This window comes from Micromonospora sp. WMMD1155, from assembly GCF_029581275.1.
Classification (GTDB): domain Bacteria; phylum Actinomycetota; class Actinomycetes; order Mycobacteriales; family Micromonosporaceae; genus Micromonospora.
Genome location: NZ_CP120742.1, coordinates 2877647 through 2904582, shown reverse-complemented (window position 1 = coordinate 2904582; position 26936 = coordinate 2877647). Strand labels below are relative to the sequence as shown.

The following is a 26936-nucleotide window of genomic DNA, read 5'->3' as shown; positions in this document are numbered from 1 at the left end:
TCGCCACGCGATCACTCGGTGACAGCCGTCAGGTGCGGCGGTTCGCCGCCGGTCTTGAGGAAGGTGACTGCCAGTTGTATTGCTGTTTCGGGCCGCAGTTGTAGGTGCTCGGCCGGGTACTCGGTGGGCACTCCGCCGAAGTCGAAGTGGAGTCCCTTGGTCGGAGTTTCCGCTGTGGGGTCGTTGAGGTAGTCGCCGTCGTCGGCGATGTGTACCGCGAAGGCGTGGGTGGGGTGACCAAGGCCGATCTGGATGCCGGGTGGCAGGTCGTCAGTGTCTTCGTCGGTGTCGCTGAAGATGGTCAGCACGACGGGCTCGCCGGCCTGTTGGATCTCGCGAAGGAGTGCCTCCAGGGCGGCAGAGTCGGTCAGTTCGACCTCATGGTTGTCGCGCCGGTCGCCCCGGTCGTAGGTCCAAGTCACCTTCATGCAATCGCCTTTCCGTTGCCGGTGTAGGTACGCCAGTGGCGTACCTGTCCGTCATCGTCGCGTACGTATACGGCCAGCTGCGCCCCGACCGGCAGGAGCCGGGAGAGGATCTTCTCGCAGCCGTAGGGGGTGTAGTCGCAGGGCGCATTGTTGGTCACCACAGCTGCCTGGGTGATGTGGTCGCGGCGCATCCGGGCGGCAAGCTTGGCCTCCAGATGGTCGGTCGTGGTGGCGATGAGCTTGTAGGCCGGCTTGAGGTCGGCCGCGGCGGCCAGGTCACGGCCCGACCTCATGGGTATCCGCTCACCCCCGATCAACGCCACGCCGGAAGTAGGGTCTTTTGCTTGCCGCCGAGGCAGGCCCCGAGCCGCATCGGTCAACTCTCCGGGCACCGGCTCGGGTGAAGCCGACGCTTTCGTTGCACTCGAGGACGTGTCGCGTGTGGCGGGCGGTCGGCTGATGTCGCTGCCACCGCCCATGGTCAGTTTCCCAGCTCACCGACCTGCCGCGCCTGCGCCAGCGCCACGTCGACGTGCTGTCGGGCTTCGGTTCCGCGGGTCCGGACGATCGCCAGGACCTGCAGCACCTGCTGCAGCCGCGATAGGGTGGGACCGGGCTGTCCTCCCTGCAACGCCGCCATGACCAGCCGTCGCGTGTCATCGACCGCGGATCCGGCCGCAGTGACATGACCGTCGACGGCGGTCAGCGCGGCTACGACCGGAGTGAGCGCGGCGATCGTCTCCTGCGGTGACGACTGCTGCGGCACGGCGCTCAGCGACCGCGACGCCTCACCCAGGACCCCACCGGCCTGCGCCAGCCGAGACCGGGCCTGTCCGAGTACTTCTCGCGCGCGAGCCAACCCAAGAGCGATGCCGGTGAAGCCGGAGGCTACCGCCCGAGCGGTGATCTGCTCGATCGCATGGTCGACAGCGCCGGCCTCCTGCTGCGTCCGGTCCACGCCTGCCGCCATCGCCTGTACGTCGGCACCAATGCTGTCGGTCAGCGACATCGCGTCCACCCTCCAGCTCCGAGTCCATAAGAACCGTGGCAGCGTAAGGACGGTTGCTGGCCGGGCACAACCGTTGCGCACAACGCTTCCAGTGCCACGCCGGGGCGCACCTACCCGCTCGACCTTACGAACGACCAACCCGCTGGCGGGGGCGTCGGCCAGGTTCGGCAGGCATGACAACGTTGCCCACGAGCCGGCGGAACCAGCGGCCCCAGAGGCCAGCGACTCTTAGGCCGCGGGATGGCGATCACCAGGCGCGGCCGACGCAGGCCCAATGGTCGTCGAGAGTATGGCCGGCCACCACGTCGCATGCTCCGCCTATCAGCCATGAACGAGGGCGGTGCGCTGGTAGCCGGCGGCAGAGACCCTCGCGAGCGGCGGTGACAGGGAACGCGTTCTCTCCAGCCCGCAGCGGCGCGGACGAGCCAGCTAGGGGCGCACGCCGGTAGCTATAAGGGTGACGGCTCCCACGGGCTGGTGGGCGAGCTGTGCGACGACTTGTCGAACGGGTGTAGGAGAGGATCAAATATGGCGGGCGCGTCATCCGGCGCGGCGGCCGTGACTTAGGTGCGGTCGGGACCAGAATTGGCCCTGCGGTAACATCGCGCGTACGCGGCGTGACGGGGCGGGTTGAAGGGGGCTGCGTGGTCACGCAACTGGCACTGCCATTGCCTGGACTCGAAGCCGATGTGGCGTCGTGCGCTGAAGTCGACTTCCTGTCCGTGCAGCAGCCGCGCGTGCTGGACCTCTTCGCTGGGGCTGGCGGCCTGTCCCAAGGGTTCCAGCAGGCCGGCTTTGAAATCGTAGGTGCCAGCGACATCGACCCGGACGCGTGCGCCACGTTCGCCCTCAACTTCCCGAACGCCCGAGCCATTTGTGGCGATATTCGGCTACCTGAGGTGCATGACCGCATCATCGAGGTGGGGCGGGGCGTCGACGTGGTTGTGGGTGGGCCGCCGTGCCAAGCCTTCTCGCAGGTTCGCAACCATTCAAGGATTATCGACGACCCGCGTAATTCGCTGTACCGGGAATTCGTGAAGACAGTCGGACAGATTCGGCCGCTCGCGTTTGTCATGGAGAACGTACCAGGTATGGCCCAGATGGGCGTCCTGGAGCAAGTGAAAGAAGACCTCGAGCTTGACGGCGCCTATAATGTGCAGCCGAATCTTCTCGACGCTGCCGACTTCGGCGTTCCGCAGACCCGCAAGCGTCTGGTATTCGTAGGCCTACGAAGCGACCTTGGTAAGACGCCGCCGGTGTTCGAGGGTACTCATGCGACTCTCCATCTCGCCCTCGTTCGCCACGGGAAGGGCAAGTACGCTCTCGAGACGCGTCGAGACGAAACGCGGGCAGCCGCCCTGTTAAAGGCTCTGGAGGACCCGGACAATCTCGCCGTCGTCTCGACTGACCAGGCGATCTCCGACCTGCGGAACCTCAAGGCGGGGCGACGCGAGGAGGCGATGCCCATTGGCGAAATGAAGGAAGCTGAATCGGCATACCAGCGCCTGATGCGGAAGCATCTGGAGGGCAAGATATGGAACGTCAGCGTTCCTAGAATTAATTCAGACACCGTCACGCGGCTAAAGGGAATCCCAGCCGGCGGCAATCATCGCGATCTTACTGAGGCCCTGACTGCTCGCTACATCAGTGGCGAGAAATGGGGACCTAGTACTGACAGCGGCAAGCTCGGGCGTGCCCACTTCTATGCATATCGGCGCCTGCACCCCGCAGTCTGGGCCTGGACGCTGAACACGAAGGCCGACTCGGCTTACCACTACCGGATGCCACGCGCCCTCAGCGTCAGGGAGTTCGCGCGGCTACAGTCTTTCCCTGACCACTTCGTCTTCAGCACCGACCCGCGACGTGGTGCCCTGCCTGGGCGCATCGACGGAGGGCAGGCACATTCTCGCTACCGGCAGGTGGGTAACGCCGTGCCACCGCTGCTGGCAGAAGCCATCGCACAACGGGTGAGAACCCTTATCAGCGCTCGGCGTGAGCAGGGCGGGCAGGCGCAGCAGTCGCCGCCCATCGAGACGTTGGTCGGTCTTGCTGAGACCAGCGGCTAGCCATCGTCGCGCACGTCAGGCCGACCCAGCGCCCTAAGTGCATCGGTCACCGTCCGGGTAACGCCACCAAGGTCTTCCTTGACATGCGTGTCCCACACCCTCAAGACCGTCCAGCCGATGGCCGCCAGCGCGGCGTCGCTTCTCATGTCTCTTTCCTGGTTCCTCGCAATCTTTTCTCTCCAGTACGGACTGGCCCGCTGCGGCTTGAAATGGTCCGGGTGCCCGTGCCAGAAGACACCGTCCACAAATATGGCCAGGCGCCAGCGAGTAAAGGCGATGTCCGGCTTCCCGGGAAGAGACGCGAGGTGAATGCGGTAGCCTGTCGCGCCCGAGTTTCTCAATGCCTGCCGGAGCATGAGCTCGGGCTTGGTGTTCTTGGAACGGATGGCGGCCATCACACGTGAGCGTCCAGCTTCCGACAAGTGGTCTGGCATAACTCCATAAATCCTGTCCGGGTCTCCTGAATCCAACCCGATCGCAACGGGCGACGAGACGCCGGTCCCGGATTGGCTGCTGAGCAACTATTGCACAACGTGCGCCAACTGCCACGGCGTGCGCATGGACGGCTCGGCCCGCGGTGCGGGACACCGAAGGATGGACATGCCTAGTACTCTCGGCGAGTGGTTGGAGATCAGGTGGCCATACCGGGACTGGGTAGTGCCCCCGGGGGCTCGACGAGCGAAGCTAGTGCCCGCGCCTTCGGTGAGGAGAACCGCGCCCGGCTCCTGGAGCGGTACTTCTCGAACGCCGAGGCGGTGAACCCGGAAAACGCCTGGCGACACGTCTACCGCCTTCTGCTCTGGATCGACCGTACCACCGGCCTAGCCCACTGCTATGAGAGCGACAAGTGCCAGCCCGGCCGCCCCTGGTACGCGCGCAGCCTTGCTTTCCATGTCTGGTCGGCGGAGGCCCTGAGGGTCGCGCCAGGCGAGCTGGACAAGCACATCGACTACCTCTTTCGGCACGCCACCGCTGATCTGGCGCATGTCGCCGCCCGGAATCGCGCGCGTTTGCTGGATACCGTCTCTGGCCAGCGCCGGCCGTACGAGGGGATGGGGCTGCCCGAACCGGGTGAGGACCCCGAGCTGGAGTCGATCATCGCCGAGGTGCTTGACCCGTTCCTCGCGCAGCGGCCGTCATCTGCCGCCCTCAGGGAACTGGCGGAGAGGATCTACGCCCACGTCGGCCTGGAGAACAAGCGGAAGAACCTGGTCGGCGAAGGTTTCGAGGACACGGTGAGTGCCCTCCTGAGCCGCATCCCGGCCATCGCCCGCACCCACACCATTCATGTCCGCCCCCTGTTGCACCAGGTGCCAGGGTTCCGCAGGCCGAGGGCCAACAGCAAGCCGCGGCAGGTGGATCTCGCGCTAGTTCAGGGGGCCACCGGGAGGCGGACGCTCGTCTCCTGCAAGTGGAGTGTAAGGAGCGACCGGGAAGAGCAGTTCGTCAGCGACTTCCGGGACTATGCCGAGCTTGAGGAGGCTGGTGAGGACTTCGACTATGTACTCATCACCAACGAGTTCGACCCTGCCAGGCTTGCTGCGGCTTGCGAAGTTCGCCGCCAGAACAGCCCGTTGTTCTCCGCCGTCGTGCACGTCAACCCGGCTGGACCGCACGCCGCCTACCGAGCACCCGTTCCTCCCCGCGGTAAGGGCATCGGTCGGGCGCTGGGACACATCGAGTCTGGACGTCTGGTCGGCCTAGACGGCTGGCTGAGGGACGTAGCCGGTCGATAGCCTCGTCAGGTCTGACGCGCAGGGAAGATCAGGGAAGGGGCACGGCTGAGCCGCATGACGCCGCAGCATCACTTCCTGCGTGTAGGCCAGGTGGTGCCCACTGACCAAGAGGTTGCCACCGTTGAGGCCACTACTCTGGTCTCAGAGGCGCTCGCAATGATGGCGCGGTGCGGATTCGACCAGATGCCGGTGACATCTAGCGATGTGGTGGTGGGTGTGTTCAGCTACCGGTCGCTCGCGCTGAATCTTGGGATCGTGCGCCGCCAGGACAGCCCCCTGTCGTATCCGGTCGGCGATTTCCTTGAGGACCTGACGTTCGTCAGGTCCGGCTCCGAGGTCGAGGACGCGTTGGAGGCGATCCACCACAAGGGGGCGGTGTTGGTGGGTGATGAGGAGCGGCTACTCGCCGTTGTCACTACCGCTGACATCAGCAGCTACCTGTGGACCGCGACAAGGCAGTTCATGATCGTTCGTGACGTCGAGCTGGCGACGCGCTACCTGGCCCGACGAGCATGCGCCACCGAGGACGAGCTCATTGCGCTCGTCGCTGCGGCCCGACCGGCAGGCGTGGAGGGCACCCCGGCCGAACGGCTAGAGGACCTGACCTTCGGTGAATTGATTTCGGTAATCAATGGCCCGGAGCGTTTCGGCAGGGTCTTTAGCCGAACATTCGGTAGCAGCCGCGAGCTGGTCTTTTCCATGCTTGAACCCGTGCGCGACGTCCGCAACAAGGTCTTCCATTTCCGCGATGCAGTGACACCCGACGAGGTTGACCTGGTCATGAATGCCCGCGTGTGGCTGCAGCGCAGGGTCAGGATGTTGCAATGACTGCTCGCGCTTCTGCCCAAGCCCTACTTGCGGAGCGGTTGGACCGTGCCCGCAATGCGCGACACATCGTGCTGCGTGCCCCTGTCGGCTCCGGCATCACGAAGACAGTGGCGGAATTCGCCGCGCGCAGCGCAGCGTCCGGTTTCGTCGTGGTCGTGTCGTCGCGTCGGGCGCTGCTCGAGCAGTGGGCCTTCGTTCTCGAGAGTCGCAATGCCGCGCCGGTACGCCTCCTGAAGCCTGATCTCGCCCTGGAACTCGCTAACCGACTGCCGGCAGAGCCTCATCGGGGCATCTTCCTCACCACCGTGCTAGACATCCGCCGCGGTCCCGTGCGGATCGCGTTGAAATCGCTACCCCTGGCCCTGGCTGTTCTCGACGCTGGGCCTCGACCGGACAGTTCAACTACGCCCGCCGTTCTCGACATCGTCGAGCAGGCTCGCCAGACCATCCTGGTGGACCAGGAACCGGGCCAGGGTCTGCCCACATGGCTCCACCACCCCACGCTAGTTGAGCTCACCTTGGACGAGGCCATCACCATGAGCGGTGGCCGGCACGCCGATCCCGAGACGTACCCGGTATCGCTCAGTCCCGCTGAGCGCTCGCTCCTCGAACAGGCAGCGAGGCTGCTGGACAAGCGCAACAGCACCCGCAGTCGCCCCGCTGCGCACTCAGCACTAATGCGACTCATCAGTACAAGCCATGGAACGAGCCACGGCGACATGAACGACATCGATATCGCGTGGAACCTCGTAGACTCCCTCGAAGCCCTCGGCCCAGACCCCCGACTGGAGGCAATGACAGAAACGGTCCTGCAAAGGCACCGGTCCGGCCCGGTCATAGTGGTAACCGGACCCTTACGCGCCGAGGTCGAGTACGTGCGGGACCACCTCGCCGCCCACGGCGTCCGCACCGAGCAGTTGACGTTGCACGAGCCATGGAGCGGCAAGGCGGTCCGAGGTGGCGACCGGCCACCTCCTGTCATCGTCGCCACCCGCAACGGCCTAGACGCCGATGAGTCGCTACTGCAGGACGCCACACTGGTGTACTTCACTAGGCCCCAGAGCAACTCGGATCGGGTATGGCTCTTGAGTGCGTTACACACCGGCGCGGCTCGCGCCGCGATCATCCCTATTGACGGTCCGCTGGCCGCAGCCGGCGACTGACCTGGAGAAGCCGCGCAGCTGAGTGCGCCGACGGGCGAGTGGTTAGTGGTCCGTACCTGACATCCCGAGTTCCGCTCCCCGCGCTGGTTGCGCCCCGAAAATCTGAACAGGACGTAGTCGTGGGGCACGCGCAACACCGCCGTTCTCGCAAGTAATCAGCTGCCGGCTACGGCTGCCACGAGCGCCCCGGTGACCAGGTATGGGCCGAAGGCGAGGTTGGGCGCGCGGTGCAGCGCCAGGCGCGCCAGCGCTTCGGGAACGGCGAGCACGAAGGGCAGCAGGCCGCCGAGCAACACCGTGGGCCAGCCGGTGGCGCCCAGCGCCGCGCCGAGCAGCGCGGCCAGCCGTACGTCACCCATCCCCATTCCGCTTCCCGCGACGAGGACCAAGGCCAGGTATAGGCCGCCGAGCGCCGCCGCGGCGAGCGCGGCGGCGGTCAGCGTTCGGGCCTGGCCCGTGGCCGCCGCCTGGCCGGCCAGCACGGCGCCGACGGCCAGGGCAGCGGCACCGATCGCGGCCGTTCGCTGGCCGGGCTTGCGGGGCGCCCCAGCCCGGGGCGCCGGGCCGTGCGCGGGCGGCAGCGTGCTCACACCCGCCGCGGCGACGTACGGCGTCGGACCCGGAAATCCGGATCGAGCGCGAGTGCCAGGTGGAGCTGAGGTTCGGGTGGCGGTGTCGGCGAGTATCCCGACAGGCGGTGACCTGCCATGGAGGTCTCGCCGCGCTGCCCGGGTTAGGGGTGTGCGTCGCAGGCCGGCGGGGCTCATGGGTGCGGCTGGTAGAGCTCGCCGTCTGCTGCCAGGGCCGGCGCGGTGCGGTTGGGAAGGGGTGGGAGCCGGTCGGGCCGCCGCCGATCCCCAGGGAAGAGGGGGATGGGTGGCGGTGCCCGACCGGTTCCGGATCCGGTGGTGCTTTACAGGGCGACGGCGAGCAGCCGCTGGTCGGTCTCGACGCTGTCGAGGTACCGCATCGCCTGCTCGAGGTAGGTCACCCGGTGGGTGAGGGCGTCGCTCGCGGGTGCGAGCTTGTGCCCGTCCGGGGTGAGCAGGGCGTCGCCGCACACGGCGGTGGTGGCGCTGTAGTGCTGGTAGGCCATCGGACCTGCCTGGAACATCTCCAACTCCCCCACGGCGAGGTGGGCGGCGCCGTAGCTGGCCGCGTTGTGCATCCGCATCGCGTTGACGCGGGCCTGGTTGTGGAAGTCCGCCTCGGCCCGCTCGCGCGGGTAGCGGACGGGGTCCGCCAGGTGGCGGGCCAGCAGGGTCGGCCACGGGGTGGCCGGCCGGGTGCCGTGCACGACCTGCTGCCACAGTTGGTGGCGGATGCCGGCGCCGACGCCGGCGGCGTGGCGCATGGCGGCGAGGTCGAGCAGCTTGACCGGTCCGCCGGCGCAGTACACCGGACGTCCCTTGCGCGGTGCGACCAGGTCGCGCCGCTGCCACAGCCACATGTCCGGGATGGCCCAGAAACGGGGCTGCAGGGTGCCGGACACGCCGAAGTGCCGGTCGAGCTGGGTGGCGGTCAGGGCCTGCGACGGCAGTCCGTCGGGCAGGCAGACGATCATGGTGTTGATCGTCGCGGTCGGCGTGACCACCGGGCTGGTGGGCGCCGTGGTGCTGGCGGTGGTGGCCGCGGGGGCGGCCTTGCGGCCCGGGCGGGGCGTCACCGTCGGCACGCGGGTGCCGTAGCGGCTCAGCGGGGTCGCGGCACCGTTGGTTGCGGTCATCTGGGGTTCCTCCTTCGGTAGGGCGCGTTGTTGGGCGCGCGGAAGCGGCCGGCCCACCGGGTACATGGGTCGACACACGGGACGAACAGCGGATGGGTGCAGCAGAGTGGCTGCTGGTGGAGCGGGCTGGTGCGGTGGTGCGGTGCGACCTGGGGATCGCCGCGCGGCGCGGGCGCCGACCGGCCGAGAAGGCGGGTGGGCAGAGCGCACCGTGAGGTGCGGCGGTGGTTCCCGAGGTGGGACCGGACCGGGTGGAGCGATATATGGGTGAAGGTGGTGCCGATGAAGGTAGCGGCCGGATCTGTCAGCGCCGGCCGCCGTCATGATCGTCAGTAGTGCCGTTGACCTGCACTGTCAGACGACCGCTCGATTCCGCGGGCGAGGGACGGCGGGACTGTGAGATCCGGTCGGTCTCACAGCCGCCCACCACGGTGGACGGCCCCCCTCCGCGTGCGGTGGAGGTGAATGTCAGGGCTCCGGGTCGGCGGGGCCGCTGAGGTCGGTGTCGGGGAAGCGGTGCGGGTTGGTGGCCGGGTTGTCCGGGCCGTGGTCGGAGGGCAGTTCGTGCAGCCAGCGTCGCCGCCCGGGGTCGGTGGTCAGCGTCCAGGCAGGCCCGGCGGGGTGCTCGCCGTGGAGGCCGGTGGCGACGGGCATGGCGGTGGGCACTCCGGCGAGGGCGTCGAGGAGGTGCTGTTCGCGGCGGCGGCCGGGGACGCGCAGCAGCACCGGGTAGCGGGGCCCATGGCGGGCGAGCTGCTCGTACGCGCGCAGCTTCCGCAGCACGGTACCGAGAGGTTCGGTGCCATTGTCGTGTTCGAGGAAGAACCCGACGGTGCGCCCTCCGGCGTGCCAGATGCCGTGCCCGTCGGGCTGGACACCAGTGCCGCTGCCGGCGGCGTAGGAGGCGGCGGCGAAGGCGGCGGTGGTGTGCTGCTCGGACCACCACCGGCGCAGCCGGGCGTTCCCGTCGGTGCGGGCGTAGCTGATGAGGTCGACGAACAGCTGGTTGGTGCCGAGCAGGTGGGGCAGGCGGCGGCTGCCGATGATGCGTTCGGTGCGGTCGATGCTGGTGCGTGGGGCGCGGGCGTCGGCGTGGTTCGGGTCGTTGAACTGGGTGGGGTGGACCACGGCGCCGAGCGGTCCGAGGGTGTAGAGGTACTGGCCGCTGCCGGTGGTGACGTCCACGAAGCGGCTGACCGCCTCCATGTGGTGCAGCTGGGCGAGGCGGAGGCGGGCGGAGCGGCGCGACGGGAACAGCGCGGTGGTGATCTGGTCGGTGGACAGCACGTAGTGCTCGGCGAGCCACCGCAACAGCTGATGATCACGGGCGGTAAGACGACGAAGCCGGTCAAGACGAGCGAGACGAGAGGACGAACGGGAACCCGACGAAGAGGCGGAGGAAGAGGAAGAGGCCGAGCGGGAGACGGAGTTGTTGGTGGACACGGTGGATGCTCCAAGCGGAAGAGGAGTTCCCTCCGAGGGAGGGTGTCTGAGTTCGGTGAGGTGGTCGCAGGAGGCTAGACACGGCCGGTGAGCGGCACTGACAGACCCGGACGGTCGGATCTGTCAGTGCGGTGTGGTGATCGGCGGTGAAGGGCTGGTGAAGCCCTCACGGAAGGGGCGACCGGGACGCGGTCGACCCCGGTCGACCGATCTGTCGATCTCGCTTCAACCGCCCTGCGGCGTTCAGGCGTTCGCCTTCGGACCGCTCTTGCCCCGGGACCGGCGGTTGTCGTCAGGTCGGGCCGAAAACCGGTCGACGAGGTCGTCGATCGCGCTGGTGTCCTGCGCCGGCACCGCCTGTGCCGCGGCCTGCCGGATCGCCGTCGCCTCGCCCACGACCGGCTTCGGTGGCCGGGTCCTGAGGGTGAACGCCGGCGTCTGCCGCCCACCCACGACGAGCCGCCCGACAGCGGTGTAGGCGTCCAGGTGCGTCAGGTCGTGCTCATCGAGCTCGGGCAGGGTATGCCGGGCCAGCACGCGGGCGTCCTCCGGGGCGACAGAAAAGTACAGCTTGTTACGGGCGTTCGCCGACGCCGCTGCCAGGAGGTCCTTCGGGAACTGGGCCAGGTCCTGGTGCGCGAGGACCATTGACAGCCGGTACTTCCGCGCCTCCGCCAACATCGAATCGAGGGAGTTGGCGAGGGTAAGGAAGTTCTGACACTCGTCGATGATCAACGTGGCGTCGCGGCGTTTGTCCGCCGGAACGGCGGCGCGGGCGGTCGCGGCCTGCCAGACCTGCGCCAACACGAGGGAGCCGAGCAGCTTGCTGGTGTCCTCGCCCAACTGCCCCTTTGGGATGCGCACCAGCAGCGCCCCACCGTCGAGGACTTTGCCCATGTCGAAGCTGGACTGGGGGTAGCGCATGGTGCGCTTGACGAAGTCGCGCAGGAGGAACGCCCGCAGGCGGGCCAGGACGGGGCCGATGACCTGGGAGCGCAGGGCGGGGTTGAGGTCGTCGTACCACTGCCAGAACCCGGACAGGCCGGCCGGGTCGTCCAGGCCGACGGTCATCGCCGACCGGAACTGCGCCGAGTTGAGCAGGGGTGGGATGTGCTGGAGGGTGACGTTGGCGTGCCGCAGCAGGGTCAGGCAGGCCACCCGCATGACGTCGTCCATCCGCGGCCCCCACGCCTTCGCGAAGATGTTCCCGAAGATGCTGACGAGGTTGTCGACGACCAGGTCTGGGTCGGTGCCGGACAGCGGGTTGAGGGTGGGCGGGTTGGGCTGGTCGGGGTCGAACAGCACCACTCGGCCGGCGGCGCTGGCGGGGAGCCGGTCGAGGATGTCGAGGACCATGTCGCCGTGTGGGTCGATGACCACGGTGCCCCGGCCGGCTTTGATGTCCTCGACGGCCATGTTGACCAGGAGGGTGGTCTTCCCGGAGCCCGTCGATCCGACCACATGCAGGTGATACCTCGCATCGGCGACGGACAGGGCCACCGCGTGGCCACCAACTTCGGCGTCACCGAGGACCTTCATCCCGCGGCCGCCGGTCGGCACCGCCACCGGGGCGGGCATGGACTTCGCTCGCGCCCGATCCAACCCCGGCACGGCCAGATCCCGCGGCAGCGCCGCGAGGACGGCCAGCTCGGGGGTGGAGGCCAGGAACCCGGATCCGAGCCGCCGTGTGGCCAGCACGGCCACCGGTTGCGCCATCCGCGCCCGGTGGGCGAGCCGGTTGCGGCCCGCGTAGACGGCGAACGACGAGGCGACCGCGTCCGCGACACCGCGCAGCCTGGCCTCCGGCCGGGACCCGCCGCGGTGGTTGTTCTTCGCGATGGCGTAGCGGATGCCGATCGTCCACAGCGGGTGGGCGGTCTTGTCGAGGATCGCCCGCACGTCGCGCTCCACGCCGGGGTCTCGGCGGCTGGCCGGCTGGCTACCGCTCCGGGAGGTGGCGGTGCGGCCGGGAAGGAACGCCTCGATGAGCCACAGGAGCGGCGCGGCGGGGTTGATTGCCGGTACGGCCGTCTTGCCGTCGCGGAGCCGGCCGGCGGCGCGGCGGGCTCGTGCGGCGCGGCGGGGGGTGGCGGGGCGGGCGAGGACCTGCACGCAGGCGTACTCGTCCGGTTTGAGCTGCGACCCGGCCGACATGAGTGCTCGGAGCGGGTCGTTGTCGTGGTCGGTTTCGAAAGGCAGCCACTCGGCCGCGGTCGGCAGCAGGTGCCCGCCGACGGCGGCCGGCACGTGGAGCGGGATCGGCGGTGATGCCTGGTCGTCGGTGGTGCAGGCGGCGCCGGGCCAGGCGGCCCGGACGGCGGCCTCCACCGCCCCCTGCGGGACGCTGCCGGGCACCCAGATCGAGATGAGCAGTTGCCGGCCGGTCCAGGTGTACTGCCACACCACGTGCGGGCTGCCGTACAGCAGCCGGCGCCGGCGTGAGGGGGTGAGGGTGCCGTGCAGGTTCGCCCACAGCGCGGCGGCGCTGTGCGGGTCGACCTCCGGCGGTGGTGCGATCGTGACGAGGCGGGCGCCGTCGGCGTGGCGGCGGTGCCGCCACCCGTCGACCAGGTTGCGCCCGGCGACATAGGCGATGAGCAGGGCGGCGGCGACGCCGAGCAGCCACGGCCGGTCCACCGCCCACTCCGCGGCGTGCAGAACCCACCGAGTGGGCGCGCTCGGCGGGGCAATGACCCCGGCGCCCGGCCCGGAAGGACTGGGCGCCGGCGTCGGCGACAGGGCATGCAGTGGTGTCACAGGTCCTCCTCCCCATCGTCGGGGTCGAGGTCGGCGAGGTCGGACGGCTTCGTGGTCGCGAGAAGGTGTTCGGCCTGCGAGGAGATCGACTCGAACGCGGTCCGGTTCGTGCCGGAGATCAGCAGGCCGTGCCCGACTCGGGCGGACAGCAGCATCCGCTGTTCCCCGGCGGTCAGCCCGAATGCGTCGGCGACCTGGTCGATGGCCTGCGGAGCCTGCTTCAGCAGCACCTGCGTGGCCGCGTTGGACACGACGGCCTGGCCGAGGTCGGTGCCGAGCACGTCGGCGACGTCCTGGGTGACGACCGACAGGCCCGCGTTGCGTTTCCGGCCGGCCTTGGACATCTTGAACAGGAACCGGGCGCCTTCACCGTCGCGCATCAGCAGCCACGCCTCATCCACCACCACCAGTCGCCGCGCCTGCGGCGAGGAGGTGGAGCGGTACTGCCGCGGGAGGTCGACCTGCCGCCAGATTTCATCCAGGGCGAGGAGCGTGCCGACGGTGCGCAGTTCGTCCGGCAGGTGCCGCAGGCTCCAGACGACCAGATGCCCGTCCGGGCGGGTCGTGGTCGGTGAGTCGAACAGGTCCGAGAACGAGCCGGCCACCCACGGTGCCAGCCGGGCGGCCAACTCGTGGGCGGCGGCGTTGTCGTCGGCCCGCAGTGTCGCGGCCAGATCCTTCAGCAGCGGCGCGGGCCGGTGGTGGGTGGCCGGGTCGGCGGTGATGCCCGCCTGCCGATAGACGGCGAGGATCGCCCGGTCCAGGGCGGCGCGCTCTGCGGGCGGCGGCACATGCCCCAGCAGCACCGCGATAAGGGTGTGCAGGAACAGCCCGCGGCGGGTGAGCACGTCCGGGCGGGTGTCCCCGATCGGCAGATCCAGGGGGTTGATCTTCACGCCGGGTGCGCCGAGCCGCACGATGGTGCCGCCGACCGCGTCGGCAAGGCGCAGGTATTCGTCCTCGGGATCGACGACGGCGACCTGGACTCCCTGGTACAGGTTGCGGAGCACGTCGAGTTTGACGAAGTAGGACTTGCCGGCGCCGGAGCGGGCGAGGATCACGCTGTTGTGGTTCTCCTGCGCCCACCGGTCCCACCAGACGATGCCCTGGGAGTCCGGGTTGACCCCGTACAGCACCCCACCGGTGGTGGCCGGGTCACCGGGCAACGGCGCGGGCAGATCGGCGCTGGCGAGGGGGAACGCGGCGGCCAGGGCCTGGGTGTCCATGGTGCGGCGCATCTGCAGGCTGTCGGTGGCAAGCGGCAGGGTGGTGGTCCAGCCGGGCAGGTGCCGCCACGTCGCGGGCTGCACCTCGATCAGGGTGGACGCGGCGGCGGCCTTCACCTGCGCGCACGCGTCGAGGAGTTCGGCTTCGGTGCGGGCGTGCACGGTGAGGTACAGGCCGACGCGGAACAGTTTCGCCGCCCCGCGGGCGAGGCGTTCGGCGAGGTCGGCGGCGTCGTCGGCGGCGGCCTCCACGTACGGGTCGGTCAGCTTTCCCTTCTGCTCGTCCGCCCGCCGGGACGACTCGAAACGGGCCCGCTGGTTGCGCAGCCGCGACGCCGCCACCGGCGCGGGGATCGGGTCGATGTGCAACGCGAGGTCCAGCCGGCCGGGCCAGGACAGCAGTGGCTCCAGCCACGCCGGCCCGACCTCGGCCGGATACCCGGTCACCACCAGGGTGGCCGCGTAGCCGTCTCCGACTCGCAGGAACCGTGGCGTCACCTCCACCGAGGCCGGAGCTACCGTCGCCGCGAGTCCCGCGGACGGCGGGCTGGCGCTGTCGTCGTTCCGGGCGCGTCGGCGCTTGACGGCGATCATGATGTCCTCCTGGTGCGTGGCCTCTTCGCCGGAGGCGCGGTGATGGTGGTGTCGGGTGCGGCGAGGCCGCCGGGGCGGGGCGGCCGGTAGGGGTCGGCCGCGGCGGCCAGGGCGGCGGTGGTGGCGTGGCCGTCGAGGGCGCGGGTGGTGACGCCCAGCCCGGACAGGGACCGGACCGTCTGGTCGGCGCGGCGCCGGGCGGCGTGCTCGCTCCGTTCACCGCTGGTGGTGCGGGTGACGATGAGGACCTGCCGGCGCAGCGGATCCCGCCGCTCGGCGAGGTCGTCGAGGAAACGGGCGTGGTCGGCCGCCGCGTCCGCAAGAGCCGGGTGCGGCATCCCGTCCGCCGCCCGGGCGAGGGTGCGGGCGGCGGAGTGCAGGTCGACCGGCTGCGCCGACACCACGATCTGCGTCGGCGTGGACAGGCTGTTGAGCCACCGGCCGAAGGTGTCGACCAGGGCGGCCTGCTCGTCGGCGGTGCGCAAAGCGAGGTTGACGCTGGTCGCCGCGACCATCGCCGCCTTCACACCGCCGAGGCTGATCTCCCCGTGGTCGTCGATGGCGTCGGCGGGCAGTTTCAGCGGCGCCGGCAGCATCACCTTCGACGCCGGGGCCTGCACCCAGTCGGGTGTCTTCGCGGTGGTGTCGGTGGTGGACAACGCGCGTGGTGCCCGGGAGTGGCGGACTGCGAAGGCCAGCCACACGTCCATGGGCAGTCCGTCGCGGCGGCCGACAGCGAGGCCGAACACCAGGCCGCCGAGGACGACCGCGGCGCCGAGTAGCACCGGTGCGGGCACGATCGCGTGGAGGGCGCGCCAAGCGCCGTAGAAGATGACGGCGGCGACGGCGAGGATCGCGAGTTGCCGGAACGTCAGCCCGTAGAGCACCTTGTCCGGCGCGTCCACGTCGGCGGGCATGCGGGCGGTGACGGCCTGTTCGTCACGCCGGTCGCGGCTCATCGTCGCACCGCCCCAAGGCCGGGGATGCGCAGCCCGCGGGTGAGCTGCTGCACCACGACGACCCGCACGACGGCGCCGAGCACGTTGCCGCCACGCCCGCCTCCGCCGCTGGTGGCGTAGCGGCGCATCAGCCCCGGCACCTTGAGCGTGGTCCACAGCAGGACCATCACGACGAACAGGTTGAGCACGCCACCCGGTTCGACCGGCAGGCCGAGCAGCGGCAGCATGGTGCTGGTGTCCAGCAGCATCCACTGTCCGGCGAATAGTACGAATGCCTGCACCACCGGGGTCGCCAGCATGGCGACGTACGACCGCCACCACATGCGGGCCACGCCGTCGGTTTGCGGCAGGGCGTGGCACGCAAGGGCGATCGGCGCGACCGCGGTGAGCACCAGCGCGACCGCGAAGCGGACGATCACACTGCAGGCGGTGGCGGCGAGCAGGAACACGATGATCGCCAGGCAGACGACGAACAGCAGACCGGCGGTCTGGTCACGCGCGGCCATCAGGTGGGTCCTGACGGCGTTCAACGCCCCGTCGCCGTTGAAGTCCTGCGCGGTCAGTGCGGCGGTGAACGCGTTGGCGTACTCGATGAGCGTGCCGGCGATCAGTTGGGAGAAGTGGGCGGTGACGAACCCGACGACGCACCGCGGCAGGAGATCCTTGGCGGTGTAGCGGGCGCGTTCGTCGCCGCCGGCGACCATGGTCAGGACACCGGCGGCGACGAACACCAGGACGAATACTGCGTCGACGACCCAGATCGACCGCCCGGTCAGCGCCTGCACCTGCGGCAGGCTGGTCACGTCCGGGGTGATCAGCAGCGCGTGGGTGATCGCGGTGATGAGCCCGTTCAGACAGTCCAGCAGCAGGCCGGCGAACCAGTCGAGGATCTGGTTGAGCGCCCAGGCCATCGTCAGCCTCCGACGATTCCCTGGACGACCTCCAGCAGGATGGGCGCGAGTACGGCCAGGCCGTAGCCGATCAGGGCGTTCTTCAGTGCGCCCTTGGCCTTGTCGACCTGGGCCGGATCGCCGCCGGCGGTGGCCCAGTACACCCCGGCCAGGACCAGGAACAGGGTGGCGACGGCGGCCAGGATGCCCATCACCCAGGTCTGCAGGTTGGCGATGACGGTGGGCAGGTCGTTGGCGGCCAGGACGACCGGGCCGCCCGGGTCGGCGTAAGCGACGGCCGGCACGGCCAGCGTCACCATAGCCGCCGCCGCGGCGGGCGCGGCGACCCGGGCGACGAGGCGAAGCGCGCGGGTCGTCATCAGTGCGTGGGAGAGGGCGATGGTCAGGGCATGTGAACGTGCCAACAGCGGGCGGAACATGATGGCTGCACCTCCCGCCCCGGCTCGCAGCCGGGGCGATTCGTCGAAACGGTGGGCGGAGAGCCGCCGCCGGGCTCGGGAAGACACGTCGGCCGGGAACCGTGGTGAGCCTCGGGAGGAGCTCGTCCTCCCGTTCGGGTTGGCGATGATCGATGTGGTGTCAGCGCATCAACGTGGCGCGGCACCCGAGGTCGCCCGGTCCCGTGCCGACCCGGCCTTCCGGCCCGGCGGCGGGCGGAATCAACCCCTTGCGTGACGCCGTGGTGGCGTCGGAGGAGTTCCGCACCCTCAAACCGGCGTTTGTGAGCTGTGGCGAACACCTGCCGATCCCACAGCGCTCCGACACGACCTCGCAGACCTCTGACAGCCCTGGTCAGCGGCCTGTCCGACGATCGTGCCGCTGGTGGCGGACCTCGCCGTCGGCGTCGGCGCCGGGGTCTCACAGCTGCCGAATCAACACCCCGTCGGCGCCGCTGTCAGATTCGTGGGAGATCCGTTAGGCCCGCTTGGCAGCGGCCACAGCGGATCTCCCCGTACCGGGGTAGGGGGCGGTCGCAGCGGTGAGAAGTGGTGGTTCGCCGTACGCGCTGGCGGGCCCGACCAGATGGTCGGGCCCGCGTCCAGAGAGCCTGCGGGATGGTCGGCGGTCAGGCGGCTGCCAGCGTCACCTGCGCCACAGGATGCCGTGCGCTGCCGCCGCGGGCGGCCCGGATGTGCTGCCGTCGCTCGGCCGCCACGGCGAGGTCTTCCCGCGCCCGGGGTGAGGTCGCCTCGGTGAGCATCCCGGCGGCCAGCGCGTCGGCGATACGGACGTCGATGCGCTCGACGCGCCGCCGCAGCGTGTCGACCTCTAGGCCGAGGCGGGCGGCGATCGGTTCGATGGCCCGGTGGCCCAGCCGCACATCAATGTAGGGCTGCTCGTCGCACTCGTCGACGATGCCCAACTCGACGGCCCGGCGTACCAGGAGGTCCGGATGCCCGTAGGGCCGCTTCGGGGTGCGCGAGCCGGTGACGTGTTCGAGGTTGTCCACCGGCACGGCCTCGGCGCCGTCACGCTGCCGCAGTTCGTGGCCGGCCCGCCACGCCGCCATGCACAGCGCCGCGTACGGCGCCGGCTTGGCCAGGTCGACCCGGTCACGTAGGGCGCCCAGGAAGCCGGTGAGGATCTCGGCGTCCAGGTCGTGAGCGTCAATGGCCCAGCCGGTGTGCAGCCGGCCGGCGTAGCGGCGCAGCGCCGGCATCGCCAGGGCGACCGCGGCGATGACCCAGGCGGGCCCGTCGAGACGGGCGCGGCGGACCAGCTCCCGCCACACGACGTCACGGGCCGTGTAGGCGCGGGGGTGCTCCAGCAGCCACTGCCGCAACGCCGGCAGAGCGATGACACCGCCGGGCAGACCACTGTCATCGCCGAGCTGATCGGCCAGCGGGTCGAGGTCCAGTGACAACGGGTCGGGGTCGCAGGTCAGGTCGGCGAACGCGGTGTCCACGGCGTCCAGCGGCGAGTCGGGCCAGTCCTTGGCGGACGCGGTCATGTCACGAACTCCCATGTCAGAGACGAATGTCGATGACGGCCGGAGGTGTACGGCCGGCGCGCCTGACCGCCATTGCGCCACCTCGGTCTCACCGGCCCCTGACAACGCAGGCCAGCAGGCATGAATCCTCGGCTCGACAGCACCAGCCGCCACCGGCCACCCGCTGACTGACGACCGACGCTGACGCGCGTCACCGTTCTGACAAAGCAGCGTTGACCTGCGCGTTGACACGACAGGAGACGAAGGGCACGGGACAAGGCCGCGAGGGACACGACACCGGCCGAGGGGTCTGACAACGGGGACCCAGCCGGTCTCACAGCGTCTAACAGCGCCCCGCGGGCGGCACGGTGTCAGATCGCGACAGGCTGACACTGCAGCCCAATGTCATCCCCAACCCTGCGCGCCACGGTGGCGCGCCGTCTGACGGCGCTCGCCCGGCGTGGGGACGGTCTGACACGACCGCCGCCTCCGATGACAAACCAGCACCGGTGTCCTCCGTGACGCCGCCGCCGTCCGGGACACCGGACGGCGATCTGACAAGACCGGCCAGCGCCCCTGTGTCATCGATGCAAGTCGCTGTCATGGTCGAGGTGGTCGTGACCGTGCGTGTCTGACAGCCGGGGGCGGCCGATCGCTCTGACGATCTCACGACGCCGACCCCGGCCCGGTCGAGCCGGCGACCGCCGGATCATCCCGCGTTCCCGAGGCCAGCTGAGCGGACAGGAACCGGTTGTCAGACATTCGTGAGATCCCCGTGAGATCGGCAGGTGTTCGCCACAGCTCACAAACACCGGTTTGAGGGTGTCAGCGCACCACGGCGCGGCGCGGAGCCGACACCACATGAGCGAGCACACGCCGCAGCACCACAACCCGCAGCACGATCCCACCGTCGATACCGGCCTCCTGGCCGGGGTCGACCCGACCCCGACCGACCTGGTCGCCGGCGACCCGCCGGTACCGCTCACCGTCTGGCGCACCGCCCGCACCCCGGGCGACGCCGGACGCAGCATCGGCACCCGGCTGGCCGACCGCCTCATCGCCGCCTACAGCCGCCCCGGTGAGGCGGTCGTCGACCTCACCACCGACCACGCCCTCACCTCCGCCTGTGCGGCCGGGGCCCGCCGGCACCACCCGGCGTGGTTCACCGACGCGTCCAGCCTGATCATCGGCCCGGCCACTCCCGTCCCGCTCGCCAGCGGGATCACCGGCGACGCGGACGACGAGGAGGAGGACCTGCCGGAGATGGGCGCCTGGTTCGGGGACGACCTCACCGACCCGGACCTGCACCCACCGGCCGACACGGTCGCCGGCCTGCCGTCCGGCGGCTCCCTGCAGCAGGCGACCAGTCTCGTGGTCGCCTGCTGGCCCCTCGACCCCAACGCCGCTACCAACCGGGTCCGGTTAGCCTGGCTGCTGGCCGCCTGCGCCCAGCTGCTGCAGCCGGGCGGCTGCCTGATCCTCGTCGTCACCGTCCCGGCCGGCGCCACCGCCGGCCCGGAGGACTTCTCCGGCGTGGTCCAAGCCGCCGCTGGCGTCGGACTGGGCTACCTGCAGCACCTTGTCGCGGTCACCGCCGACACCGACGGGGACGCGTTCGTCTACCACGTCACCGACGAGGAACTGCTCACCCTCACCACCGCCGTGAGCGACCGGTGGCGGGTGGCGCACCTGCGGGTCCACGCGGACCTGATGGTGTTCAGCCAGGCCCAGCGCCCGGCCCCGCGCCGTAACGGACGCGAGGGCGGTGGTCGCCGTGGCTAGGCACCGCGCACACACCCCCGAACCGTCCCACGAGCAGACCACGACCACTGCCGCCACGAGCCCCGACCCGATCGGACGCCACCGGGCTACTCCCGGCCCGGAGGGCCTGTCGGTGTGGGCGACCGCCCAGTCCACCGGCCCCGTCCAGCGCCGCGGCCGCTACGTCCGTGAGTCGGTGCAGCACCCCGCGCGGATGCTCCCCGCGATCGCCGCGCACGCCGTCACCGCCTACACCAAGCCCGGGGACCTGGTGCTGGACCCCATGTGTGGGATCGGCACCACCCTGGTCGAGGCGATCCACGCCGGCCGGGACGCGATCGGGATCGAGTACGAGTCACGCTGGTCCGACATCGCCGACGCCAACATCAAGCACGCCCACACCCAGGGCGCGACCGGCCGGGCCGGTGTCATCCGCGGCGACGCCACCAGCATCCTGTCGCTCGTGCCCGGGGCCCTGGCCGGCCAGGTCGCCCTCGTCGTGACGTCGCCGCCGTACGGGCCGACCGTGCACGGCCTCGTCCGGCCCGGCGCCGACGGGGTGGCCAAGTTCGACAACGCCTACAACGACGGCACCGACCGCGGGAACCTCGCCTACCGGGACCTCACCGGCCTCGCCGACGGGTTCGCCCAGATCCTCGCCGGCTGCCACACCCTCCTGCGCCCCGGTGGGGTCGTCGTCGTGACCGCCCGACCGTGGCGCAAGCACGGGGAACTGGTCGACCTTCCGTCGGCTGTCATCGGCGCCGGCGTCCGCGCCGGCCTCACCCCTGTGGATCGGTGCGTGGCGCTGCTCGCCGCCGTCCGCGACGGCGGTCTCGTGGCCCGGCCGTCGTTCTTCCAACTCCAAGCCGTCCGTAAGGCGCGGGCCGCTGGCACCCCGATGCACCTGATCGCACACGAGGACGTCCTCGTGTTTGTCAAGAGCCAGGAGCTGGAAGCCGGGGTGGTGGCGTGACCGCACCTACCCACCGCTACCTGTCGCTGGGTGCCGGTGTGCAGAGCTCCACGCTCCTGCTGTTGGCTGCCCAGGGCAGGATCCCACCGTTCGACGCTGCCGTCTTCGCCGACACGTCGTGGGAGCCGGCCGCTGTCTATCAGCACCTGGACCGGCTGTCCGGGATCGCGGAGCGGGCCGGGATCGAGGTCGTGCGCGTCAGCGTCGGGGACATCCTCGCTGACGCGCTCGACCCGGCCCACCGCTTCGCCAGCATGCCCCTGTTCACCCTCGGGCCGGCCGGCGAACGGGGCATGGCCCGCCGGCAGTGCACCGCCGAATACAAGATCAAACCGATCAAGGCGGAGGTACGGCGCCGGCTCGGCTACCCGCACCCCAGGCGGGTGCCGGCCGGTGTCGCCGCGGAGATGGCGATCGGGATCAGCCTGGACGAGATCGGCCGGGCACGCAGCGCCGACGTCGCCTACATGCGGAACGTCTTCCCACTGCTGGACCTGGGGTGGCGGCGCGACGACTGCCTGCGGTACCTGCGCCGGCACGGTCTCGGGGACACCCCGAAGTCGTCGTGCGTGGGGTGCCCGTTCCACGACGACGGCTTCTGGGCCGCCCTGCGGGAGGACAGCCCGGCCGAGTGGGCGGACGCGGTCGCCTTCGACCGGGCGATCCGCCACGGTTCCGCCCGCGCGAACGCCGCCGGGCAGCCGCTACGCGGCCAGTTCTTCCTGCACCGACAGCGGGTGCCACTCGACGAGGTGGCACTGCGTCCACGCCCGCGGAAGGCGGACTCGCCGAGCTGCGGGCCGTGGACCTGCCCCCACGACACTCCCGTGCCCGGCGGCGCTGACCGTGGGGAGGTGGCGTGACCATTGCCCACCCAACCTCCCCACGGATCGGATCGCTCTGCACCGGCTACGGCGGCCTCGACATGGCCGTCGAGCTGGTGCTCGGCGGTCACCTCGCCTGGTACGCCGAAACCGACCGGCACGCCACCACCGTCCTGGCCCACCACTGGCCCCACGTGCCCAACCTCGGCGACATCCGCACCCTCGACTGGAGCAGCGTCGAACCCGTCGACATCCTCACCGCCGGATTCCCCTGCCAGGACATCAGCAACGCCGGTAAACGCGCCGGCATCACCGGAGAGCACTCCAGCGTCTGGAACCACGTCGCCACGGCCGTTCGCATACTTCGACCCCGGTTGCTCTTCGTGGAGAACGTCGCCGCGCTCCTGCGACGCGGGTTCGACGTCGTCCACGCCGACCTGGCCCAGATCGGGTACGACACGAGCTGGACATGCCTACGCGCATCCGACATCGGCGCAGCCCACCGCCGGGACAGGCTATTCCTGCTGGCCACACCCACCGTTCGGCTGGGAGGGGGTGCGGACGCTGCCGACACCGTGCGCCCGTGATGGGAAAGGGCCCGGTCACCAGTACGGGCTGCCTGACCTGATCGAGGCGTCCGGCTCCACCCGTGGCCTGCTGCCCACCCCGAGGGCCAGCGACACTGGTACTCCAGGACGGCGAGCGGGGGCCGGGTTCCGGCCCCCGCTGTCGCAGGTCCTGCTGCCCACCCCACGGGCCACCGATGGAACGAAGGGCTGCCCCGCGCAGCGCGGCTCACACGGCGACCTGACACTGCCTTCGGCGGCCGTGCGGGTACCGGCCCGGACCCTGCCCACCCCGCGCGCGTCCGACGCGCGCGGGCCTGGCCAGCACGGCGACGGCGGTGCGGATCTACGCACCACCGTCGCCGGGCTCGGCCAGCCCGACGCAGGCCGGTGGGGCGTCTACGCCGCCGCTGTGGCCCGCTGGGAGCTGCTGCTCGGCCGGCCCGCGCCGGAACCCACCCAGCCGGGCCAGCACGGCAAGCCCGTCCTGGCGCCGCGGTTCGTGGAATGGCTCATGGGCCTCGACGAGCACTGGGTCACCGACCCCACTCTCGGGCTGCCGCGCACGGCCGCGCTACGGGTCCTCGGTAACGGTGTCGTCCCCCACCAGGCTGCCACCGCGTTGCGGCTCCTGCTGTGCCCCCTGCGGTGAGACGTGCCCGCGTGACCAGCGGTCGCCGTAGGTGGAACACCCTACGAAGAGTTCTCCGCTTGACCTACCTGCTCGGTGCTGTTCTCAGGTGGTGCGCCCAGCCAGGTGCGGACCGTCGCGATCTCCTCGTCGGAGAACGTAATCTCGGCAGCGTCGGCGCGGTTGAGAACGTTGCCGACGAACGCCGCTGCGATCTCGTCGGCTGTCGGTGGGGGTTGGCGGTGCAGAGGGCAACCGCCGAACGATGTGCCCCGCACGACAAACCCGACGGCGTTGCGGCTGATAGGCAGACCCTGTTCGCGAAGCTGGTCACGGGCCCAGCTGGTGCATTGCGTCCAGTTGAACCGCTGGGATCTGGCGTATTCGGCGAGTGTCCGGTAGATCGCCGGCCACCAGGGTTGCGGCATTCGCGGCAGATCGAGCTGGTGGCCCAGGCGCTCGACGGGATCCGGCAGGGCGACGCGTTGCGGCGTCGCGGTGGCGGTCGTCGGAGCCCGGTGGCGGCGGGTGTCCCAGAGCAGATGCTGCGACATCCGCAGGTTCGGCAACGTCAGGCTCGCCACGGCCCGGGCGAAGCTGCCGAAGCCGAACCAGTTGCTGTCGCTCACCGAAGGACCGAGCTGCGTCCGCAGCCGGGAAGCGAGCGAAGCCATGTTCATCGGCTCGGTCGCTGCGGTGTACTCGTAGGTCACGATCGACCGGAAGGCCTCGTACGCCTCGCTCTGACCAGCGTCAGGGGTGTCACCGTCGGCGGGGTTCACATGCTCGTCGAACCCCTCCTCCACCTCGCTGTCGGCCTCGTCGTCGAGGTCGACCGACTCGCCCTGCACCAGTGCCAGCAGGTGCTGGCTGTCGAGAACCTGGTCGGCGATCGCGGTGAAGGCCTCGGCCGCGTCGGCCGGTGACACGATCATGGTTCGCCGGTCGGAGCGGCGTAGGCGTTGCAGCAACGGGGTCATGTCGGAGTCGCCGGAAGCGATGACGAACTCCTCATAGCGGGTGTCGGCGGACAGCGCGTCAACGGCGTCGACAACGATCCTGATGTCGGCCGCGTTCTTCGTGCTGCTGTAGCGAGGGCAGTCGATCACATCGAAGCCGGCGCGGACGAACGACGGCCGGAACTTCGAGAAGTACAACCGCGTTTGCTCCCCATCCGGGTCTGCGCGGTACACCCAGCCCGCGGGGTTGAGGTAGCAGCGCAGGACCAACCAGCGCCGTACGCCGTCCGTCGTGGCCGTTGTCGCTAGCCGGCGCAGCCATCCCCCCGGATCTTCGGCGAAGTGAACCGCCACGTCCGGGTCCAACTTGTAGAGGCCGCTGAACACGTTGTCGAAGTCGAGGTAGAGCGCCGCCCGAACGTGATCCACGAGCGCAACCTACCAACGCTGAGCAACGACGCCATCACCCCGCCTTCACGGCAGTACATGTGATGGCGGGGTGATGGCTTGCTGCGAGCGAAGTCCGCGCCTGCCCGACCAGACCTCACTCTCCTTTCCCCTTCGAGACTCGGGAGTTATCGCCGTGACCACGCACGACATCGATCCCACAGAAACGTCCAGCACCCCCGCCAGCGGTGGCGGGGTGTGGACCGAGGAGCGCATCCGCGCGCTCGGCGCGATCACCGACCTGCCCACCGCCGGACGTGTCTTCGGCCTGGGACGCGCCCTGTCCTACGACCTCGCCCGCACCGGCGACTTCCCGGTGCCGGTCCTGCGGGTCGGCGCCCGATACAAGGTGCCCGTCGCCGGGATCCTCACCGCCCTGGGTCTGTCGCCGACGTCCGGCGACTTGACCCTGGGCGGGATGCGAAGCGTCGATCACCAGGACGAAATCAGCAGCATCGACCCGCCGCACACCGGCGGCGACAGGAAGAAGGAACCGTGACCCGCACCCGCAGCCCCGGAGGGGCCCTCACCAAACGCTGCACCTGCACCGACCCCGACACCGGCAAGAGGCTGGGGAGCCGGTGCCCGAGACTGCGCCGGCCGGGCGGCGGCTGGCACCCCACCCACGGGGTGTGGGGCTACCAACTCGAACTGCCCGCCCGACCCGCGCGGCCCCGCCGGCAGCTACGCCGGTCCGGCTTCGACAGCCGCGACACCGCCGCCGCCGAGTTGCGGCACGCCCGCGCGCTGCTCGATGTCGCCGACGGCGACACCCACGTCGCGGCGCAGATCGGAGACCTGCTGCACTCCTGCCAGCCCGGCACCCCGCTGCCCGACCGCGACGCGGTTGCCGCCCGTGTCCGCGCCGGCGTGCCCGCCTCCGTGCCGACCACCACCGGCGAGTACCTGAATGCGTGGCTGGACGGACGGCGGGGACTGGCGGAGAAGACGGTGCGCGGCTACTCCGACCACATCCGCCTCTACCTGATCCCCCACCTCGGTGCCATCCCGATCCAGAGCCTACGGACGGCCCACATCGAGGGCATGTTCACCGCCATCGCGGTCAAGCAGGACGAGATCCGCGCCGCCCGCGCGAGCAGCGACCCCGAGATCCGGGCGAACGTGAAGGGCGTCCGGCCGATGGGCGCATCGAGCACACACCGGCTGTACGCCACGGTGCGCAAGGCACTCAACGACGCCGTCGTCCGCGCAAAGCTGATACCCACCAACCCCGCCCTCGGCGTCGAGTTGCCCACCGCGAAACGACCCAAGGCGCGGGTCTGGACCGCCAAGGCGGTCGAGCACTGGCAGTCCACCGGCAGGCGTCCCAGCCCGGTCATGGTGTGGATGCCGCAACAGGCCGGACAGTTCCTCGACCACGCGCAACGCCACGACATCGTCCTCTACGCGATGTTCCTGCTCATCCTGCACCGCGGCCTACGCCGCGGCGAGGCCTGCGGTCTCCGCGACCACGACGTCGACCTCGACGCCGGCTACCTCACCGTCGTAGAACAGATCACCACCGTCGGCTACACCCCCATCGTCCGGCCGGTGAAAAGCGACGCCGGCGACCGGGTCATCCCCCTCGGCCCGAAAACGATCACCGCCCTGCGCTCCTACCTCGACATGCGCCGCCGCTGGCAACAGGTCAACGACACCGGATGGCCCGACAGCGGCCGATTCTTCGTCCGCCCCGACGGCAAAGCCTGGCACCCCCAGACAATCAGCGACCGCTTCGACCACCTCGTCGCCACCGCAGGCCTGCCACCCGTACGGCTGCACGACCTGCGGCACTGCGCCGCCACCTACCTGCGCCACGGCGGCGCCGACATGAAGGAGGTCCAGGAGACCCTCGGTCACTCCACCATCGGCCTGACCTCCGACACTTACACCACCGTCATCCTCGAACTCGAACGGGGCAGCGCCGACGCCGTCGCCGACCTCATCCCGCGCAGCAGCACGGCCGCATAGCGTGAGAGACACACGTTCAGTACAC

At 70.1% G+C, this 26936-nt stretch carries 26 protein-coding genes; 12 read left to right on the top strand and 14 right to left on the bottom strand.

Going from position 1 to position 26936, the window contains the following annotated elements; genetic code table 11:
* Positions 1–11 precede the first annotated feature (11 nt).
* From O7617_RS13225 to O7617_RS13215, 3 genes are all read right to left on the bottom strand, one after another.
* The gene (locus tag O7617_RS13225) at positions 12–428 is read right to left on the bottom strand and encodes an Imm1 family immunity protein (protein ID WP_282263812.1); all 417 of its coding nucleotides are present in this window, start codon (positions 426–428) and stop codon (positions 12–14) included.
* Positions 425–721 carry a DddA-like double-stranded DNA deaminase toxin gene (locus O7617_RS33460; RefSeq protein WP_348774176.1) on the bottom strand — a complete coding sequence of 99 codons (297 nt, stop codon included), beginning with the start codon at positions 719–721 and terminating at the stop codon, positions 425–427. The genes O7617_RS13225 and O7617_RS33460 overlap by 4 nt, the downstream gene beginning before the upstream one ends.
* A 188-nt stretch (positions 722–909) precedes the next feature.
* Positions 910–1437 carry a DUF6244 family protein gene (locus O7617_RS13215; RefSeq protein ID WP_282263810.1) on the bottom strand — a complete coding sequence of 176 codons (528 nt, stop codon included), beginning with the start codon at positions 1435–1437 and terminating at the stop codon, positions 910–912.
* Positions 1438–2081: 644 nt separating this feature from the next.
* On the opposite strand from O7617_RS13215, the gene O7617_RS13210 reads away from it, so the two are divergent.
* Entirely contained in the window at positions 2082–3503 is a 1422-nt protein-coding gene (locus tag O7617_RS13210; RefSeq protein ID WP_282263807.1) for a DNA cytosine methyltransferase, read from the top strand.
* Here the strand turns inward: O7617_RS13210 and O7617_RS13205 are convergent.
* Positions 3500–3937 carry a very short patch repair endonuclease gene (locus tag O7617_RS13205; protein WP_282263805.1) on the bottom strand — a complete coding sequence of 146 codons (438 nt, stop codon included), beginning with the start codon at positions 3935–3937 and terminating at the stop codon, positions 3500–3502. The two genes, O7617_RS13210 and O7617_RS13205, sit on opposite strands and share 4 nt — an antisense overlap.
* Positions 3938–4123: 186 nt before the next feature.
* Between O7617_RS13205 and O7617_RS13200 the strand changes: the two genes are divergently transcribed.
* From O7617_RS13200 to O7617_RS13190, 3 genes are read left to right on the top strand one after another with little or no spacing between them, the layout of a single operon-like run.
* Positions 4124–5239 (top strand): hypothetical protein, encoded by a 1116-nt coding sequence (locus tag O7617_RS13200; RefSeq protein WP_282263804.1) that lies wholly within the window; start codon positions 4124–4126, stop codon positions 5237–5239.
* A gap of 54 nt (positions 5240–5293) precedes the next feature.
* Positions 5294–6067 carry a CBS domain-containing protein gene (locus O7617_RS13195; protein WP_282263803.1) on the top strand — a complete coding sequence of 258 codons (774 nt, stop codon included), beginning with the start codon at positions 5294–5296 and terminating at the stop codon, positions 6065–6067.
* Entirely contained in the window at positions 6064–7230 is a 1167-nt protein-coding gene (locus tag O7617_RS13190; RefSeq protein WP_282263802.1) for a hypothetical protein, read from the top strand. Before O7617_RS13195 ends, O7617_RS13190 begins: the two co-directional genes overlap by 4 nt.
* A 155-nt stretch (positions 7231–7385) precedes the next feature.
* Here the strand turns inward: O7617_RS13190 and O7617_RS13185 are convergent, their stop codons facing one another.
* Together O7617_RS13185 and O7617_RS13180 are read right to left on the bottom strand one after the other, a co-directional pair.
* Positions 7386–7820 (bottom strand): hypothetical protein, encoded by a 435-nt coding sequence (locus O7617_RS13185; protein WP_282263801.1) that lies wholly within the window; start codon positions 7818–7820, stop codon positions 7386–7388.
* Positions 7821–8143: 323 nt separating this feature from the next.
* On the bottom strand, positions 8144–8956 hold the full coding sequence (locus O7617_RS13180) for a hypothetical protein (RefSeq protein WP_282263800.1): 813 nt from the start codon (positions 8954–8956) through the stop codon (positions 8144–8146).
* A gap of 92 nt (positions 8957–9048) precedes the next feature.
* On the opposite strand from O7617_RS13180, the gene O7617_RS13175 reads away from it, so the two are divergent.
* The gene (locus O7617_RS13175) at positions 9049–9171 is read left to right on the top strand and encodes a hypothetical protein (protein WP_282263799.1); all 123 of its coding nucleotides are present in this window, start codon (positions 9049–9051) and stop codon (positions 9169–9171) included.
* Positions 9172–9424: 253 nt separating this feature from the next.
* On the opposite strand, the gene O7617_RS13170 is transcribed toward O7617_RS13175, so the two are convergent.
* From O7617_RS13170 to O7617_RS13140, 7 genes are all read right to left on the bottom strand, one after another.
* A complete protein-coding gene (locus tag O7617_RS13170; protein ID WP_282263798.1) occupies positions 9425–10267 on the bottom strand; it encodes a replication-relaxation family protein in 843 nt (280 codons plus the stop codon).
* Positions 10268–10642: 375 nt separating this feature from the next.
* Positions 10643–13156, bottom strand: a complete 2514-nt coding sequence (locus O7617_RS13165) for a DUF87 domain-containing protein (RefSeq protein WP_282263796.1) — start codon at positions 13154–13156, stop codon at positions 10643–10645.
* The gene (locus O7617_RS13160) at positions 13153–14976 is read right to left on the bottom strand and encodes an ATP-binding protein (RefSeq protein WP_282263794.1); all 1824 of its coding nucleotides are present in this window, start codon (positions 14974–14976) and stop codon (positions 13153–13155) included. The genes O7617_RS13165 and O7617_RS13160 overlap by 4 nt, the downstream gene beginning before the upstream one ends.
* The gene (locus tag O7617_RS13155; RefSeq protein ID WP_282263793.1) at positions 14973–15935 is read right to left on the bottom strand and encodes a PrgI family protein; all 963 of its coding nucleotides are present in this window, start codon (positions 15933–15935) and stop codon (positions 14973–14975) included. Before O7617_RS13155 ends, O7617_RS13160 begins: the two co-directional genes overlap by 4 nt.
* Entirely contained in the window at positions 15932–16846 is a 915-nt protein-coding gene (locus O7617_RS13150; protein WP_282263792.1) for a conjugal transfer protein TrbL family protein, read from the bottom strand. Before O7617_RS13150 ends, O7617_RS13155 begins: the two co-directional genes overlap by 4 nt.
* A 2-nt stretch (positions 16847–16848) precedes the next feature.
* Positions 16849–17265 (bottom strand): pilin, encoded by a 417-nt coding sequence (locus tag O7617_RS13145; RefSeq protein ID WP_282263790.1) that lies wholly within the window; start codon positions 17263–17265, stop codon positions 16849–16851.
* 647 nt (positions 17266–17912) lie between these two features.
* The gene (locus O7617_RS13140; protein WP_282263789.1) at positions 17913–18797 is read right to left on the bottom strand and encodes a hypothetical protein; all 885 of its coding nucleotides are present in this window, start codon (positions 18795–18797) and stop codon (positions 17913–17915) included.
* Between the two features lie 840 nt (positions 18798–19637).
* Here O7617_RS13140 and O7617_RS13135 point away from each other — a divergent pair.
* The 5 genes from O7617_RS13135 (at position 19638) to O7617_RS13115 (ending at position 23555) form a co-directional block, all read left to right on the top strand.
* Positions 19638–20558, top strand: coding sequence for a hypothetical protein (locus tag O7617_RS13135; RefSeq protein ID WP_282263788.1), 921 nt, complete (start codon positions 19638–19640; stop codon positions 20556–20558).
* 70 nt (positions 20559–20628) lie between these two features.
* Positions 20629–21513 carry a DNA methyltransferase gene (locus tag O7617_RS13130; RefSeq protein WP_282264726.1) on the top strand — a complete coding sequence of 295 codons (885 nt, stop codon included), beginning with the start codon at positions 20629–20631 and terminating at the stop codon, positions 21511–21513.
* Positions 21510–22376: a hypothetical protein gene (locus O7617_RS13125; RefSeq protein WP_282263786.1), complete on the top strand. Its 867-nt coding sequence runs from the start codon at positions 21510–21512 to the stop codon at positions 22374–22376. Before O7617_RS13130 ends, O7617_RS13125 begins: the two co-directional genes overlap by 4 nt.
* Positions 22373–22924, top strand: coding sequence for a DNA (cytosine-5-)-methyltransferase (gene dcm / locus O7617_RS13120; protein ID WP_282263785.1), 552 nt, complete (start codon positions 22373–22375; stop codon positions 22922–22924). Before O7617_RS13125 ends, dcm begins: the two co-directional genes overlap by 4 nt.
* 241 nt (positions 22925–23165) lie before the next feature.
* On the top strand, positions 23166–23555 hold the full coding sequence (locus O7617_RS13115) for a hypothetical protein (protein WP_282263784.1): 390 nt from the start codon (positions 23166–23168) through the stop codon (positions 23553–23555).
* 41 nt (positions 23556–23596) lie between these two features.
* On the opposite strand, the gene O7617_RS13110 is transcribed toward O7617_RS13115, so the two are convergent.
* On the bottom strand, positions 23597–24922 hold the full coding sequence (locus O7617_RS13110; RefSeq protein ID WP_282263783.1) for an NYN domain-containing protein: 1326 nt from the start codon (positions 24920–24922) through the stop codon (positions 23597–23599).
* A 154-nt stretch (positions 24923–25076) separates the two neighbouring features.
* Between O7617_RS13110 and O7617_RS13105 the strand changes: the two genes are divergently transcribed.
* Both O7617_RS13105 and O7617_RS13100 read left to right on the top strand, forming a co-directional pair.
* Complete coding sequence (locus O7617_RS13105) at positions 25077–25439, top strand: hypothetical protein (RefSeq protein ID WP_282263782.1); 363 nt, start codon at positions 25077–25079, stop codon at positions 25437–25439.
* Positions 25436–26911: a tyrosine-type recombinase/integrase gene (locus O7617_RS13100; RefSeq protein WP_282263781.1), complete on the top strand. Its 1476-nt coding sequence runs from the start codon at positions 25436–25438 to the stop codon at positions 26909–26911. Before O7617_RS13105 ends, O7617_RS13100 begins: the two co-directional genes overlap by 4 nt.
* Positions 26912–26936: the final 25 nt, after the last annotated feature.

Excerpts from the sequence above, each read along its gene's own strand:
- O7617_RS13180 (WP_282263800.1), bottom strand. The coding sequence starts at position 8,956 with ATGACCGCAACCAACGGTGCCGCGACCCCGCTGAGCCGCTACGGCACC.
- O7617_RS13175 (WP_282263799.1), top strand. The coding sequence starts at position 9,049 with ATGGGTGCAGCAGAGTGGCTGCTGGTGGAGCGGGCTGGTGCGGTGGTG.
- O7617_RS13160 (WP_282263794.1), bottom strand. The coding sequence starts at position 14,976 with ATGATCGCCGTCAAGCGCCGACGCGCCCGGAACGACGACAGCGCCAGC.
- O7617_RS13135 (WP_282263788.1), top strand. The coding sequence starts at position 19,638 with ATGAGCGAGCACACGCCGCAGCACCACAACCCGCAGCACGATCCCACC.
- O7617_RS33460 (WP_348774176.1), bottom strand. The coding sequence starts at position 721 with ATGAGGTCGGGCCGTGACCTGGCCGCCGCGGCCGACCTCAAGCCGGCC.
- O7617_RS13225 (WP_282263812.1), bottom strand. The coding sequence starts at position 428 with ATGAAGGTGACTTGGACCTACGACCGGGGCGACCGGCGCGACAACCAT.
- O7617_RS13155 (WP_282263793.1), bottom strand. The coding sequence starts at position 15,935 with ATGAGCCGCGACCGGCGTGACGAACAGGCCGTCACCGCCCGCATGCCC.
- O7617_RS13145 (WP_282263790.1), bottom strand. The coding sequence starts at position 17,265 with ATGTTCCGCCCGCTGTTGGCACGTTCACATGCCCTGACCATCGCCCTC.
- O7617_RS13190 (WP_282263802.1), top strand. The coding sequence starts at position 6,064 with ATGACTGCTCGCGCTTCTGCCCAAGCCCTACTTGCGGAGCGGTTGGAC.
- O7617_RS13150 (WP_282263792.1), bottom strand. The coding sequence starts at position 16,846 with ATGGCCTGGGCGCTCAACCAGATCCTCGACTGGTTCGCCGGCCTGCTG.
- O7617_RS13205 (WP_282263805.1), bottom strand. The coding sequence starts at position 3,937 with ATGCCAGACCACTTGTCGGAAGCTGGACGCTCACGTGTGATGGCCGCC.
- O7617_RS13140 (WP_282263789.1), bottom strand. The coding sequence starts at position 18,797 with ATGACCGCGTCCGCCAAGGACTGGCCCGACTCGCCGCTGGACGCCGTG.
- O7617_RS13195 (WP_282263803.1), top strand. The coding sequence starts at position 5,294 with ATGACGCCGCAGCATCACTTCCTGCGTGTAGGCCAGGTGGTGCCCACT.
- O7617_RS13215 (WP_282263810.1), bottom strand. The coding sequence starts at position 1,437 with ATGTCGCTGACCGACAGCATTGGTGCCGACGTACAGGCGATGGCGGCA.